Annotated in this window: 14 protein-coding genes and 1 pseudogene; 9 read left to right on the top strand and 6 right to left on the bottom strand. The window is 62.3% G+C overall.

Going from position 1 to position 14,650, the window contains the following annotated elements; translation table 11 throughout:
* The 3 genes from AC4P1R_RS22085 to AC4P1R_RS22075 are packed head-to-tail and all read left to right on the top strand — an operon-like array spanning position 1 to position 2,887.
* Positions 1-894, top strand: a complete 894-nt coding sequence (locus tag AC4P1R_RS22085) for an ABC transporter permease (RefSeq protein ID WP_069461363.1) — start codon at positions 1-3, stop codon at positions 892-894.
* Positions 891-1,892, top strand: coding sequence for an ABC transporter ATP-binding protein (locus AC4P1R_RS22080; protein ID WP_069461362.1), 1,002 nt, complete (start codon positions 891-893; stop codon positions 1,890-1,892). The genes AC4P1R_RS22085 and AC4P1R_RS22080 overlap by 4 nt, the downstream gene beginning before the upstream one ends.
* Positions 1,889-2,887, top strand: coding sequence for an ABC transporter ATP-binding protein (locus AC4P1R_RS22075; protein ID WP_492177852.1), 999 nt, complete (start codon positions 1,889-1,891; stop codon positions 2,885-2,887). Before AC4P1R_RS22080 ends, AC4P1R_RS22075 begins: the two co-directional genes overlap by 4 nt.
* Positions 2,888-3,097: 210 nt before the next feature.
* Here AC4P1R_RS22075 and AC4P1R_RS22070 read toward each other — a convergent pair whose 3' ends face one another.
* Positions 3,098-3,790: a DUF4386 family protein gene (locus AC4P1R_RS22070; protein WP_492177851.1), complete on the bottom strand. Its 693-nt coding sequence runs from the start codon at positions 3,788-3,790 to the stop codon at positions 3,098-3,100.
* 187 nt (positions 3,791-3,977) lie between these two features.
* Entirely contained in the window at positions 3,978-4,775 is a 798-nt protein-coding gene (locus AC4P1R_RS22065) for a helix-turn-helix domain-containing protein (protein WP_492177850.1), read from the bottom strand.
* Positions 4,776-4,881: 106 nt separating this feature from the next.
* On the opposite strand from AC4P1R_RS22065, the gene AC4P1R_RS22060 reads away from it, so the two are divergent.
* A complete protein-coding gene (locus AC4P1R_RS22060) occupies positions 4,882-5,325 on the top strand; it encodes a FixH family protein (protein ID WP_492177849.1) in 444 nt (147 codons plus the stop codon).
* A 13-nt stretch (positions 5,326-5,338) separates the two neighbouring features.
* Positions 5,339-6,550, top strand: coding sequence for a cytochrome-c peroxidase (locus AC4P1R_RS22055; RefSeq protein WP_492177848.1), 1,212 nt, complete (start codon positions 5,339-5,341; stop codon positions 6,548-6,550).
* A gap of 588 nt (positions 6,551-7,138) precedes the next feature.
* On the opposite strand, the gene AC4P1R_RS22050 is transcribed toward AC4P1R_RS22055, so the two are convergent.
* Positions 7,139-8,041: a LysR substrate-binding domain-containing protein gene (locus AC4P1R_RS22050; protein WP_492177847.1), complete on the bottom strand. Its 903-nt coding sequence runs from the start codon at positions 8,039-8,041 to the stop codon at positions 7,139-7,141.
* A 260-nt stretch (positions 8,042-8,301) separates the two neighbouring features.
* On the opposite strand from AC4P1R_RS22050, the gene AC4P1R_RS22045 reads away from it, so the two are divergent.
* From AC4P1R_RS22045 to AC4P1R_RS22035, 3 genes and pseudogenes are all read left to right on the top strand, one after another.
* Positions 8,302-9,486 carry an MFS transporter gene (locus AC4P1R_RS22045; RefSeq protein WP_492177846.1) on the top strand — a complete coding sequence of 395 codons (1,185 nt, stop codon included), beginning with the start codon at positions 8,302-8,304 and terminating at the stop codon, positions 9,484-9,486.
* Between the two features lie 64 nt (positions 9,487-9,550).
* Positions 9,551-10,576, top strand: a complete 1,026-nt coding sequence (locus tag AC4P1R_RS22040) for an LLM class oxidoreductase (RefSeq protein ID WP_492177845.1) — start codon at positions 9,551-9,553, stop codon at positions 10,574-10,576.
* A gap of 44 nt (positions 10,577-10,620) precedes the next feature.
* Positions 10,621-10,707 (top strand): annotated as a pseudogene (locus AC4P1R_RS22035) (aldo/keto reductase); the annotation flags it as partial.
* Between the two features lie 228 nt (positions 10,708-10,935).
* On the opposite strand, the gene AC4P1R_RS22030 reads toward AC4P1R_RS22035, so the two are convergent.
* The 3 genes from AC4P1R_RS22030 to AC4P1R_RS22020 are packed head-to-tail and all read right to left on the bottom strand — an operon-like array spanning position 10,936 to position 13,898.
* Positions 10,936-11,910 (bottom strand): zinc-binding dehydrogenase, encoded by a 975-nt coding sequence (locus AC4P1R_RS22030; protein ID WP_492177844.1) that lies wholly within the window; start codon positions 11,908-11,910, stop codon positions 10,936-10,938.
* A 10-nt stretch (positions 11,911-11,920) separates the two neighbouring features.
* The gene (locus tag AC4P1R_RS22025) at positions 11,921-12,631 is read right to left on the bottom strand and encodes an SDR family NAD(P)-dependent oxidoreductase (RefSeq protein ID WP_492177843.1); all 711 of its coding nucleotides are present in this window, start codon (positions 12,629-12,631) and stop codon (positions 11,921-11,923) included.
* A 31-nt stretch (positions 12,632-12,662) separates the two neighbouring features.
* Complete coding sequence (locus AC4P1R_RS22020) at positions 12,663-13,898, bottom strand: glycerol dehydrogenase (RefSeq protein ID WP_492177842.1); 1,236 nt, start codon at positions 13,896-13,898, stop codon at positions 12,663-12,665.
* On the opposite strand from AC4P1R_RS22020, the gene AC4P1R_RS22015 reads away from it, so the two are divergent.
* Positions 13,852-14,634 (top strand): shikimate dehydrogenase family protein, encoded by a 783-nt coding sequence (locus AC4P1R_RS22015; RefSeq protein ID WP_492177841.1) that lies wholly within the window; start codon positions 13,852-13,854, stop codon positions 14,632-14,634. The genes AC4P1R_RS22020 and AC4P1R_RS22015 overlap by 47 nt on opposite strands.
* The last annotated feature ends 16 nt before the right edge of the window (positions 14,635-14,650 follow it).

The raw sequence follows: 14,650 nt of genomic DNA, 5'->3' as shown, positions 1-14,650 counted from the left end.
ATGAATATTGCTTCCACTCTTGGCGGAGCGCTGAAACGGATGCCGCGCGCCGCGGTTATCACGATTGGCCTCTTTGTTTTCGCAGGCGTTTTCGCGCCATTCCTTGCGCCGCATGATCCGAATGCTCAAGACTTGCTGATTGCGGGCGAAGGTCCGTCGATGGCGCATTGGCTCGGCGTCGACCACCTCGGACGCGATACCCTGAGCCGCCTTATCATGGCCGCCCGTACTTCGCTTGTTGGTGTGTGCCTCGTGCTGGCCCTGGCTCATTCGATCGGCATCGCGATCGGCACGATTGCCGGGTATCGGCGCGGCTGGACGGATGAGATCCTGATGCGCATCGTCGACGTCGGTCTCGCCATCCCTAGCCTGATCGTGTCGCTCGCTGTGATCGGCATCTTCGGGGCCAGCTACTGGAATATGATCCTGGCGCTGGCGCTTGCGTGGTGGCCGGGCAGTGCGCGCATCAGTCGCGCGGTTGCCGTAAACGTCATGAACAGGCCGCACATGGAAGCGCTGCGAGTTCTCGGTGCCAGCCCTTTGCGTATCTATTTCGTTCATTTGCTGCCGACGACCCTCGGTGCTGTGCTTGTCTATGCGACGGCTGATGCCGGCGCCGTAGCGCTTGCCATTGCCACCCTGAGCTTCCTCGGACTTGGCATTCAGCCGCCCACCCCTGAATGGGGACAGATGCTGGTCGACGCGCTTCCCTATCTCGAGGTCGATCCACGCCAAGTGATGCTGCCCGGAATTGCGCTGACCTTGGCGGTGATCGGGTTCAACATTCTCGGCGAAGCCGTTGCTCTGAACCGTGTGCCGAAACCGCTTGGCTCCGCTCTACTCGCAAGCCGCCGCCGTGTTACGGCGCTCTGGACTAAGGAAACTGTCCTATGACTACGCAACCGCTTCTCGAGGTCACGAACCTCACGGTCGATCTTTTGACAGCACAGACAGCTGTGCGTCCGGTTGATGGTGTCAGTTACAGTCTCAATCGCCGCGAAACGTTGGCAGTCGTGGGGGAGAGCGGCAGTGGCAAGACCGTGATGAATTTCGCCCCACTCGGCCTTGCGCCCACCGGCGTGGTGGCAGACGTCGCCGGCTCGATCCGATTTGATGGAATGGAGCTAGTCGGTGCTGGCGAGGAGGGCCTTCGAACCCTGCGGGGTAAGTCCGTCGGCTTTATCTTCCAGGATCCGATGAGCGCACTCAATCCTGCTCGTACCATCGGAAGGCAGATTGCCGAGATGGCGGAATATCATCTCAGCATGACCGCAAGGGCGGCCGAGGAACGGGCGCTCGACCTGATCCGCCTGGTAGGAATTTCGGATCCGTCGGCGCGGCTGAGACAGTATCCGCACGAACTATCCGGCGGTCTTCGTCAGCGCGTCATGATCGCGATTGCAGTTGCCGCGGAGCCAAAACTTCTAATCGCCGACGAGCCGACGACGGCGCTCGATGTGACTGTCCAAGCGCAAATCCTCAGGCTTCTAAAGGAGATCCAGGCAAAACTGGAAATGGCAATGGTGCTGATCACGCATGACATGGGCGTGGTTGCGAGTGCGGCCGACCGCGTCCTGGTGATGTATGCTGGACGCAATGTCGAAACAGGGCCGGTCGACAAGGTTCTGGTGAGTCCACGGCATCCCTATACGATGGGGCTCATCGACGCGATACCAAGTCGGTCGGATCCGGTCGGAGCGCCATTTCGTGGCTTGCCCGGAATGCCGCCGGTGCTCTCTGCGCCCATTCCGGGCTGCGCTTTCGAACCACGATGTCCACATGCCGTGCCGGCGTGTCGCAACAGTCGCCCCAAACTCGAACGCACCGTTGATGCGGCCATATTCGCCGCCTGTCCGGTTCTCAACACAAGCTGCAAGGAACGCCTCGGATGAAGCCCGTTTTGCAAGTTGACCATCTCGTCACAAGTTTTACCGGAACGGTGCGCGGTCGCCCCGTGAAGGCGGTGGACGACGTATCGATTACTCTTCATCAGGGGGAGATCGTCGGCCTGGTGGGCGAATCCGGATGTGGCAAATCGGCCCTTGGTCGCTCCATCGTTGGGCTCGAGACGCCCAAGTCAGGCAAGGTCGTCCTCGATGGAGTTGATCTTGGTGCCCTTTCGGGCCGGCGGCTGCGGGAGGCGCGCCGTGCGATCCAATATGTGTTCCAAGACCCCTACGCGTCTCTCAATGACCGGCAGACTATCGGCGAGGCCATTGAGGAAGCGCTGATCATTGGCGGCATGGCCTCCAGGGAGAAACGTGTCGCGCGCACAGCGGAACTGCTTGATCAGGTCGGACTCGCAGCCGCAGTGCGGGACAGGTTTACACGCGAGCTCTCCGGAGGCCAACGCCAGCGGGTAGCAATCGCACGCGCGCTCGCCGTAGAGCCGAGAGTGCTGATCTGTGACGAGCCGGTCAGTGCACTCGATCTATCGATCCGCGCGCAGGTCATGAACCTGTTCATGGGGTTGCGGCAAGACCTTGGCGTAGCTTGCCTGTTTATCGCGCATGATTTGGCGCTCGTTCGCCAGGCGGCCACGCGCGTCTATGTGATGTACCTTGGAAGGATCGTTGAACTCGGTCCCTCGGCAGAACTTTATGAGCGGCCGAGTCATCCGTACACACAGCTTCTGCTGGCCTCGGTTCCAGACGCGAACCCGATCGTGGAGCGTCAGCGCAAGGTTCCGCTGATAGCCGGGGAAATTCCCAGCCCGACCAATCCGCCGTCCGGCTGCCGTTTTCGGACACGGTGCCCCCTCGCAGTAGAAGCTTGTGGGCAGGCGCCTCCGCCGCACAAGACGGTTTCGCCGGCGCACAGCGCAGCCTGCGTCTTTGCCAAGGAGCTTTACGCCGGCCAGGTGAGCGCAATTCAACTTCCCGCGTGAGCAAATTGGGGCAGAGAGCGCGCCGGGCTTAACAGCTCGGCGCTTTCGACAGGGAGCGATCAGGATCGTCGCTGCGGTTCAAGGACCGGACAGCGAACAGTGCGATTTGTCGAAACCGCTTTTCCGATCGCAATTGTTGATTTTTTCAAAAACCGGCAGACGCTGAAATCCTCGGACGATGAATGACTCCCATTAGGCTCTGACGGGCGCCTATGAGTTACGCTCGGACTCCTGCATCCACCAGGCGACGACGACCAGCCAAATCATCCATACTAGGCTAAGGACCCAGCCCAGCACGATGGCGGCCGACTGCGCTGGCGAGAAGCCCTCGGAGCCGGCGACCCAGCCCTGCACGAGGTAAGTGAGGCCGGACAGTCCCATCAGATAGGCTATCGGCCGCGGAACCCAAGTTATCCGCGCGATGGCTGCCGCGAGCAGGAGCAAAGCAAGGCCCAGCGCAAAATCATGGTAGCTCCTCATCCCCCACTCGAGCCAACGGATTGCCTCTGCGTCGGCGAAGCGCGCCGCTCGCTCGGTATCCGGCGCACCGGCCCACGCGTTGACGGCTTGCTTGAGGGCGATTCCATCTACCGCCTGGAGAACCCCGTACAGCGCCAGCGCTGCAACCGCCGAAGCGGCACCGAAGCGCCCCGTCCATTTGGCTGCTTTAGCCTTTATGTCCAGGACAAAAAACTGGGCGAGCAGCCCCGCGATCAGCATCGCCATGCTCGCGAACTGGCCAAGATGCACGGCCGCCCAGATTTCGTCACCGGCGTATACAGCGAAGATGGCGGGATGGTTGTTGGCGTCCCCTCCCGCGTGAAATTGAGTTACCGCGATGTACAGGAGTTGCCCAACGAGGAGCAGCCCGGCCGAAAGACGTAGTGACGCGCGATCAATCATGGTACCTCCGCTCAAAATTGGTCGGCCGCTCCACTGCCGAGTGATGCCTATTGCTCTTGACATCGACCTCGTCTGATTGACCCCGGTCGGGGGTGCTCGAAGAACTGTCGTGTGCACCCGTTGGTTCTCATGCAGCGGCGACCACCGCATCTATAGGTTCCCGCCATCAGCTGCTTGAACGGAACGGCTAATCTTCCGGGGAAGTCAGCTCAAGCGAGGCCGCCGGTAACCCGAACATCCGCTGAAACGTTCGACTGAAATGGGCCGAGTCGGCAAAGCCGGCGTGGTGTGCCGCTTCGGTCAGCCGCTTGCCGCCGGCCAGTAGTTCGACCGCGCGCATCAGCCGGCGCCATAGCAGCAAGGTTCGGAACGGAAGGCCCACCTGCTCGACGAAGAGGTGGCTGAACCGGCTTTCCGACAGACAGGCAATGCCTGCAGCCTCCGTAGCGGTGAGGCCGCGTTCGCTCCGCTCGTTCAACCGGTCAAGCACTCGTTCAATCCGGGGATCGAGTTCCGACCGGTGACTACCGCAACCGAGAACAAGATCAAGTAAACGCATGCCAATAGCGACTAACGCCGCCTCGGCCGGAGGAGGCTGATCCCAAATCCTCTCGAGTGCCGCCTCTCGGTCCAACAGCTCCGGCAGGCGCGCGATCGGGGCGTTATGGAGCAACTGCTTGAGACCGGCGCCCGCCCGGCTTTCTGGATCGACGAAAAGAAGGGCAATCCGGCCCTCCGCTTCGATGGCATGGGACACGTCCGGCGCAATCAGGATGACCGGTCCGGGCACCAATCCCTGGGCCGTTCGAATGCCTACGCCGCCCCCAGCGGCGAGCGTGAGCTGGAAGGCGTGGTGGGAGTGCATTCGATTCGACGCGGGCTGGTTGCCCGGTAGAACGTCGAACGCCCAGAGGCTGGCGCCTTCCCAGAGAGTGATCCGCCCATCTTTCGTTACCTTCGCGACCATTCGCCGGTCGATCTCCATCTCAACCCTTCTGTACGACCGCGCAGAATAGCCGTTTCGTTCAAGCGCCGCATACGCGGGAATTGTATCTGCGGTTCTTCAGAACGACCTTTCTTGGAGAGCACACATGTTCCGTCTGCCGTCTCGCCGCGCCCTTCTGCTTGCAGTGCCGGCGGTCTTCGTCGCCACTGCCGTCGCCGCCGGTCTCTTTTCCCGCAGTATACCAAGCGACCTCGATCTTGCGCTAAAGAAACCCACTTCGGCGGGCTTGTACATCGCGGCCATCGCGCCCGAACAGGAGCCTGTCGCGGTTGGCCGCATGCACGCTTGGACCGTTACCCTGACCGATGCCAACGGGAAGTCGATCAACCGGGCAACGATCGGGATTGATGGCGGCATGCCCCAGCATGGGCACGGCCTCCCCACGGCGCCAGCCGTTACGAAGTCGCTGGGCGGCGGCCGATACTTGATAGAGGGCATGAAGTTCAACATGCCCGGCTGGTGGGAGATCGATCTCGCGATCGACGGCCCCACCGGTGCCGACACCATAACCTTCAATGTTGTTCTCTAGGGAGGAGGTCGCGATGCGTAAGGTCCTCCTCGCCCTTCCGCTGCTCGCAATGGGTGCTGCTGCGCTCGCCGCCGGGGCTCCCGCCACGTTCGGTTCCGGCTGGAGTGAGGATGACCTTGCGCTCGTTCGCTCCCTTTCGATCCAGGCGCTGCCGCCCGTACCGGCCGACCCCTCGAACAGAGTCGCCGACGACCCTCGCGCCGCGGAGTTCGGCCGTGCGCTGTTCTTCGACAAACGTTTCAGTTCGACGGGCGACATCGCCTGCGCGAGCTGCCACTTACCGGACAGACAGTTCCAGGACGACCGTCCGCTGGGGCAAGGTGTCGGTCGAACCGGCCGCCGTACAATGCCAATCGCCGGCATGGCCCATAGTCCCTTCCTGTTTTGGGACGGCCGCAAGGACAGCCTGTGGGCACAGGCGCTCGGGCCGCTTGAGAGCCCGGTGGAGCACGGCAGCGACCGCACCCAGTACGCGCGGCTCATTGCGAAGCACCATCGCGAAGATTATGAGGCACTGTTCGGCTCTCTACCCGATTTCGCTGCTCTGCCTGCCAACGCTGGACCAAACGCTGAGCCGAAGGCCGCCGCTGCCTGGAACGCGATGGAGGAGGCGAAGCGCGAGGCCGTAACCGTGGTATTCGCCAACATCGGCAAGGCCATCGCCGCTTTTGAGCGGACGATCGCGCCCATCGAGACACGCTTTGACTCTTGGGTCGCCTCGCCCGAGTTTCCCGCACCGGGACTCCTCAGTGAGGAGGAAGTGGCCGGACTTCGCCTCTTCGTAGGCAAGGGCCAATGCGTCAACTGCCATAACGGCCCGCTGCTGACCGACAATCATTTCCACAATACCGGTGTCCCCGCCGTACCGGGGCTGCCGCAGGATGAGGGGCGTGAGGCCGGGGTGCGGCTCGTTCGCGCGGACATTTTCAACTGCCTGGGGCCCTATAGCGACGCCGAGCCAGATCAGTGCTCCGAGTTGCGTTTCATGGCGCCGGAGGACCATTCGATGCGCCGGGCATTCAAGACGCCGTCCCTCCGCGGCGCCGCGGGCCGCCGTCCTTACATGCACGCTGGACAGATCCAGACCCTGACCCAAGTAATCGCCCATTATGTGGCCGCGCCCAAGACGCCTGCGGGCCATAGCGAACTCCAACCGCTGGACATGGACGAGCAGGACCGAAGGAATCTTGAGGCGTTCCTCCGGTCGCTGGACGAAGTGCGCTGACTTTGGACCTGCATCCATTACCAGGGCGCGTGGTCTCGTTCTATGCTCAGAAAGATCGTATTATCTATCAACAGGAATACCTGGCTAAAGCAGTCCGAATCGTCTGCTGACCACCAATCGAGCCATTCGGTGCGACAGACGCCTACGACAACAATGGATCGGAGGGAGCGGTTCTTCACGAGCCGTGTACACGCCTGTTGCGAGGATGTTCACGTTTTAGGCCAAGAAGATCGCATAATGTATCAACAGGAATTGGGGGGCGCATTCAAAGGCCGCTTGCTGCCGACTGACTGTGGACCGTTCCGCAGGCTACTATCAATCTCATTGGGCGATAAGCTGTCGTTCAACTTTCTCGAAGTGGTCCGCAACTTCCTGAGCGGTGGCAATGGAGCGTGTCCGATCGCTGGACGAGGGCGATCACGGCATGTGCGACAGGCGAGATCTTCGCGCTCAGCGGAGATACTGTAGAGCATCTCCGTGTCACCGGTTGTGGTCCTCTGGCACATGCATGAGAAATCCGGCATCGAAATCGGCCTTGACGTGAACTCGCACACTCGGCCGAGCCAGGGCGCCGCCATGTGTGCCTGGTCACCGTCTGGCCATGAAAGCCTGGAGGCGGGGTACCATAAAATCGAGGAAGAGGCGAATACGCTGGGGAGTATTTGGGCCGCCGAGGAAGACGGCATGAACCTCTTCGGTATCGTGACCGGTATCGTGCAGCACCTCCACCAGCCGGCCGGCGTCGATATCCGGGTCGATATGGAAGTCCGCAAGCCGGGCGATGCCGACGCCGGCTACGGCAAGCCGGCGGACTGTCTCACCGTTATTGGCGAGCAAATTGCCTCGTAGCATCCGGTCAACGAGACGCCCGCCCTGGTTAAGCGGCCAGACGGGTTGCGCGCGCCGGAAGTTAAAGCCGAGACAGTTGTGATGATGGAGGTCCTCGATTGTCATCGGTCTGCCTCGATTGTCCAGATAGGCCGGCGAGGCCACGATGCGGCGGCGGGCGGTTCCTATCAGGCGGGCCGTGAGACTGGAATCCGCCAGTTTCCCCACCCTGAAGGCGATATCGGTGCGGTCAAGATAGAGATCGACGATTTCATCTGACAGCGACAGGTTGATGACGATGTTGGGGTGACGTTGCCAAAATTCCGCCAACAGCGGTTCGATGCCGAATGTCCCGAAGGCAACGGACGCATTGACCCGGATCGTTCCGTGGGCCGTGCGTGCATCGCGCATCAGTGAACCTTCAATCTCGTCCAGATCAGAAAGCACTCGGCTGCAGCGCTCGTAATAAAGCCGCCCCTCGTCGGTCAGGGAAAGTTTTCGGGTCGAGCGTTCAAGCAGACGCACGCCAAGACGAAGTTCGATTCGTTGCACAAGCTTGCTGACGGTCGATGGTGTCATCAGGAGCGAGCGCGCCGCTTCGGAAAAGCTGCCGGCTTCCACCACCCGAACGAACACCATCATCTCGCCAGCCCGGTTGTCCATCAATTTTCCTCGATGTGAATTCAGCGTAAGATTGACTCTCAGCCCGTAGCAAAACCAGGCCATGCTAGTGTGCTTGCGTACACGAAATCGGGCGAGCCTTCGTTTGGCAAGCCCAGCATTTGCGAATTGGCTTCACAAGCGTTTCGATCCGCCGCGTGATTATCGCGGCATATCCAACAGCGCATATTTCGCCCCGAACTATTCCCTATCAGTAAACCCCTGCGATCTGTTCATGTGGTCGCAGACAGGAGCGGACTGTTATGCCCATAGCCATCTTTGCCTTGACGATCGCGGCCTACGCGATCGGCACCACCGAATTCGTGATCGTCGGGCTTTTGCCGACGGTCGCGAACGACCTCCACATCACCCTGCCGCTCGCGGGCCTGATCGTCAGCGTCTATGCGCTCGGCGTCACCTTCGGCGCGCCGATCCTGACGGCGCTCACCGGCAAGATCGAAAGAAAGCCGCTGCTGCTCGGCCTGATGGCCCTATTTATCGTCGGCAACACGGTCGCGGCCCTGTCGCCGAGCTATGAGTTTCTACTCGTCGCCCGTGTGCTCGCTGCCTTCGCCCACGGCGTCTTCTTCTCGGTCGGCTCGACCATCGCCGCCGATCTCGTGCCGGAAAGCCGCCGCGCCTCGGCGATCGCCATGATGTTCATGGGCCTCACCGTCGCCATCGTCACTGGCGTGCCGCTCGGCACCTATATCGGCCAGCTCTTCGGCTGGCGAGCGACCTTCTGGGCTGTTGCCGCGCTCGGCGTCGTCGCCTTTCTCGCCATCGCCGCGCTGCTTCCCAACACGCTAAAGAAGGCGCCGCCGGCGAGCCTGCTCGACCAGGTTCGCGTTCTCGGCTCCGGCCGTCTGCTAATCGTCTTCGCCATGACGGCGCTCGGTTACGGCGGCACTTTCGTCGCCTTCACCTTCCTGGCGCCGATCCTGCAGGAGATCACCGGCTTCTCCGAGCAGAGCGTCAGCCTCATCCTCGTGCTCTACGGTATCGCCATCGCCGTCGGTAACATCGCCGGCGGCAGGATCGCCAACGACAATCCAGTCAAGGCGCTGATCGGTCTGTTCGTTTTGCAAGCCATCGTGCTGGTCATCCTGACCTTCACCGCCGTTTCGCCGGTCCTAATGATCGTCACGCTAGCGGCCCTCGGCTTCCTGCAGTTCGGCAATGTGCCGGGGCTACAGCTCTATGTCGTGCAGCTCGCCAAGGAGCATCGTCCCGGCGCCGTTGACGTTGCCTCGGCGCTCAACATCGCCGCCTTCAACCTCGGCATCGCCATCGGCGCATGGCTCGGTGGTCTGGTAGTGGAATCGCCGCTCGGTCTCGGTGCGACCCCCTGGATTGGTGCGATCCTTGTCGTCGTCGCCCTGTTCCTGACCATCTGGAGCGGCGCTCTCGATCGCCGCGCGGCGGCCCCGGTCCTGCAGACTGCCTAAGCTCTTTTGACCCGGCGCGTTCAGCGCCGGGCTCCACCCTCGACCCTCACCTCGGAGAAATCTCATGTTCATGTTCAACGCCGGCCGAGCCTCTGCGCTCGACCGCGTCTGCAGGCCGGAGGGCGGCCTGACGCTCGGCATCGAGCTTCCCCTCGACAACGACTGGTCGCCAGCGCGGGAGGAACAGCGCGTAAAGGAGGGACGTCCCTTCGGCGTTCCGGATCTCACCCATTACCCCGATCTCGTCCGCCAGGTCGATCGTTCCGGCTTTGCCGCCGTCTGGATGCGCGACGTGCCGGTGTTCGATCCGAACAATTTCGGTGACGCCGGATCCGTCTACGATCCATTCGTCAATCTCGGCTTCCTCGCGGGAATTACCGAGAACGTCGCTCTGGGAACGGCGGCGGTCGTCCTGCCGCTGCGCCACCCGATGATGATCGCTAAGGCGGCCGCCTCCGTCGACAAGCTGTCGGGTGGGCGCCTGATTCTCGGCGTCGCCTCCGGCGACCGTCCGGTTGAATATCCGCTGCTTGGTCTTGATTTCGAGAGCCGGGCCGAAACCTTCCGTGACGCTGTCTCCTATCTGCGCGATGCCTGGAGGACGGGCGGCCTGCCACTTGTCGACGGCCGGATCGAGCCGAGCCTGGATCTGCTTCCCAAACCGCAGCAAACCCAGATCCCGATGATCATCGCCGGTCAGGGCCGCCAGTCGCCGGACTGGATCGCCGCCAATCTGGAAGGCCGGTTCGTCTATCCGAACGGGCTGGAGCGGCTCGCCTCCCAGGCCCGCGACTGGACTGCCGCCCGCAAGGCCCTCGGACTGCCGCGCGGCGCTTTCGTCAGCGCCTTCCACCTCGATCTCGCCGACGATCCCGCCGAACCGGCGACGCTGCGTCGCTTCGGCGCGCACATCGGTCGCAACGCCTTCGTCGATCATCTGCATGCGCTGGAAGAGGCCGGCGTCGATCATCTGGCGCTTCTCCTGCGGCCATCGCGACGGCCGCTTGATGAGGTGATCGACGAACTGGCGCGCGACGTCCTTCCCGTTCTCAAGCCCCCTTCCTTCCCAGCGAAGAGCGCTGCGGAATAACCAAAGAGTAGTACCATGCTACGGTCACCGCCAACGGCGCGGCCATCCCGGCCCTCGGTTTCGGCACCTTCCGCATGCCCGGCGCCGATGTTCTCAGGATCGTGCCGCATGTGCTGAAAGTCGGTTTCCGCCAAGCCGGCTGATTGCGCGGCTAATCGCCGATGGCGTTGGTGGAGAGTGCAATTGCACCCTCCGTCATCGACCCATCTCGATTACGGTGATGAGCGCTCCGACATCAGCCATATGGTCAGACCGCCGCACCAATTCTTGCCTCCTGTGCATGAATGGATACTTGTCGGCGGGTTTCTTGTCGTTGCCAACGGAAACGGAAAGCCAGCCTGTTCGCTGTACCCCCAGGATTAGAGAACGACTACTCGGTTCCCCGGATTAGGCCCTGCCTTCAGACGTGAAAGGGCTGCCGGCATGTTATCGAAACTTGTCGCTTCGATAACCTGCGGGTCGAAACGTCCATCGGAAATACTCCTCGCCATTCGGACGCCGGCAGCGACGAGCCTTCCCCATTGGCGATCGCATGCATAGGTGTGCATGGCGTTGAGGCCGACTTCGTGCAGCGAGATCGTGGTGGAGAAGGCCGGGAGCGGCGCGGTTTCCTGCCGGTCCTGAATGCAGACGAGATGGCCGTTCGCCGTCAGCAGGGGTGCTAGGCTGGTGGCATGGGCGCCGCTGACCATGTCGAATACGGCATGGATCGGCTGGTGTCGTGCCCGGCGTTTCCAGTCTTCCGTCCAACCATCGCTTCGATAGTCCGTGACGGTTGCCGCGCCGAGTTTCAGCAGGCGATCGGTCTGCGATGCTGAAGCAACGGCATGGACAATCCAACCCCTGTCGCGGGCCAATTGGAGCAGCGCGCCGCCGACGGCGCCCGAGGCGCCGGTGACAAGAACATGAGCTCCGGGCCAAAGGGGAACCTTGTCGATCGCCTGCTGTGCGGTCAGGCCGGGGCAGGGGATTGCAGCCGCTGCCGTGAATGGCAGGCTGACCGGGAGCGGAATAGCCGCACGCGCAGGAATGACCGTGTATTCGGCAAACGAGCCCGGCCGTGTCAGATCGTTGTGGTAGGCGATGCGAGCGCCAATGCCGATGTGGCTGACAGCGTCCCCGACGTCCTCTACCTCCCCGGCGCCATCCACACCGGGAATATGGGGCCAGGACCAGGCGTCGTGACCCCAGAGGATGAATTTCCAGTCGACTGGATTGAGGCCGATCGCGTGGTTGCGGACGAGCAGTTCGCCGCGTCCGGGGCGGGGCTTCGGCATGTCGCGAAGTTGCAGGACATCGGGGTCGCCGGCCTTATCGTGAACCCAGGCTTTCATTGTTTGCTCCTCAGCAGATCGAATAACCGCCGTCGATCGGGATCATGGCGCCGGTGACGTAACCGGCGTCCGACGACAGCAGGAAGCGCACCACTGAGGCGATTTCGGCGGGTTTCGCCCATCTCTCCATCGGGATGCGGGCGCCGATGCGTTCGGCGCGGTCCGGGTCGTTCCGCGCCTTTGCGGAAATCCGCGTTTCCACCCAGCCGGGCGCGACCGAGTTTACGCGGATGCCGCGTCCGGCCCAGGCGACGGCCTGCGAGCGCGTCATGGCGGCGACGGCACCCTTGCTGGCCGTATAGGCGGGAGCACCGGGCGAGCCGAAGATTGCCCACATCGAGGCCACGTTGACGACGGCTCCGCCTGCGGCTTCAAGCCGGTCGAGAAGGGCGGCGGTGAAGGCAAAGCCGGCTGTGACATTGACACGCATCACCTGTTCGAAGGCGTTGGTCTCCCATTCCTGCTGGTGGCGCAGCATGCCGGCGCAATTGACGAGAGCGGCGACCGGCCGCCCTTCCGGCAGCACGGCGACGCTTGCCGCCGTGTCGGTGAGGTCGACCTTGTGGAAGGTCACGCTTTCGTCGAGATCCTCTTCACGGTCGAGGCCGAGTGCCGTGACCTGGTATCCGCTTTCGGCGAGAAGCTCGGCAACCGCGCGGCCGATGCCGGTGCCGCCGCCGGTAATCACCGCCAAGGGGCACGTCTGATCCTGATTGGGCATAGTTTCCTCCTGTCTGTTCTTGGGCCTGACGTCACGCCGCTTCGGCTTCGATTGCCTGCATCGCATCCACCAGCTGTTTCGTGGTGAGCGGATGCGGGAAATTCAGCATGTGAGACACGGCGATGGACGCTTCGGCGACCGTCTCGACATGCGCCGTATCGATGGGGTATCCGGCTAGAGCTTTCAGGCTGAGGGGCAGGCCGGCATGCCGGTAAAGCGTGGCAAGGGCGGGCGGCACGCTTTCACCGAGCAGCCGGTGGTGAACCACGAGACCATAGGCGACCTGGAAACCATGTGGTCCTTTCGCGACGCCCGGAACCAGCGGCAGGCCGCGCGTGAGCGCGTGCGGAACCGACAGGCCGCCGCTTTCGAAGCCGAGCCCCGCCATCAGGATCATCGCCTCGACCGCAGCATCGAAGGCTTCGTTCGGCTCCCCGGAACCCGCTGCGTCGTAGGCCGCCGCGCCCTGCGTGATAAGCGTGTCGTAACAGAGGGAGGCGACCGCACCGGCAAGCCGCGTCGGCCGTGCGCGAAACATGGTGGTGCCGCGACCGCCAGCACAGGCGAGCGCTTCGGCCTTCTTTGATAAAGCGTCGCCCAGTCCGGCCGCGAACATCCTTTTCGGCGCCCCCGCCAGTATATTTGTATCGACGACGACGAAATCGGGGTTGCGGGCAAGATGCCGGACCTCAAGGAGGATGTCGCTATCGTCGTAGAGCACATAATTTTTGCTTGTAGGCGCATCGTTAGAGGCGACCGTCGGCACGGTGATCAGCTTGAGATCGCGCAGATCTGCCAGAGCCTTGCCCGCGTCGATGGCGCGTCCACCGCCCGCAGCAATGACGAGGTCAGGTGTACTTCCCCCCAGCGAGGTGGAGAGCTGTTGACCGGTTTCAATGCCCAATTGACCCTGAAACGGCAGGATCACGAGCGAAACCTTAGCATCGTCCAGCGATTGGCGAAGGCTGCGTTCGATGAGGGGGAGGACATGCGTGTCCGCGACCAGCACGGCGCGTTTGCCGATCTGAGCGGCAAAGCCGCCGATCCGATCGAGGATTCCGCGGCCTTGGACATAGCGCGACGGCGCGCCGAAGACGTTGAGGTGTGGATCAAAAACAGAAAGGGGATCAGGCATGTTTGTTCTCAGTAAATTTTCATATATGATATATGATTGTTTGGCACGCGCAAGCGCCTTATCTCCCGTTTTGAGGAATAACCGCATGATTTCCGGAAAGACCCGCTTCGTTCCACTGCTCGCCCATCCCACCCGTCACGTGCGAACACCCGGCCTGTTCAACGCCGAATGTGTCCGCCGGGGACTGGATATGATCATGGTCCCGCTCGACGTGCGGCCGGACATGCTTGAGCATACGATCGCCAACTTTCGGGCGATGGAGAATGTCGCGGGCATGGTCATTACCATTCCGCACAAGGGATCGGTCGCGACCCTTTGCGACCGGAAAGTGGGTGCAGCGGATCTCGTCGGCGCCTGCAACATCGTCCGTAGGGAAAGTGACGGCAGCCTGACCGGCGGCATGTTCGATGGCGAGGGTTTCGTCGCCGGTCTGAGGCATCAGGGATTTGAGCCGAAGCAGCTCCGTGCACTGCTTGTTGGTGCGGGCGGCGCGGCGAGCGGCGTCGCGCACGCTCTTCTGCAGGTCGGGGTGGCGGAACTGACGATCGCCAACCGTTCGCGTGACAAGGCGGAACATCTCGCCGGTCAGCTCGCGCGCGTCTTTCCGGATGCGAAGATTTCGACAGGCGCTCCAGACCCGACCGGCTTTGACCTCGTTGTCAACGGCACTGCGCTCGGCATGCACGAGGGGGATGCCTTGCCGGTCGCTGTCGAAAGGCTTGAAAGGGGAACCATCGTTGCGGAGGTGGTCATGCAGCCGGACATGACGCCCTTGCTGATCGATGCGGAAGCGCGCGGGTGCCGTGTTCATAAGGGCGTCCATATGATCGAACAGCAGGTGCGGCTACTCGTGGATTTTCTGAAGTGAGAAAAAAGGTCCGCAT

It is taken from the genome of Sinorhizobium sp. Y406 (assembly GCF_058732025.1).
This window is presented reverse-complemented; position numbering and strand designations above follow the sequence as displayed.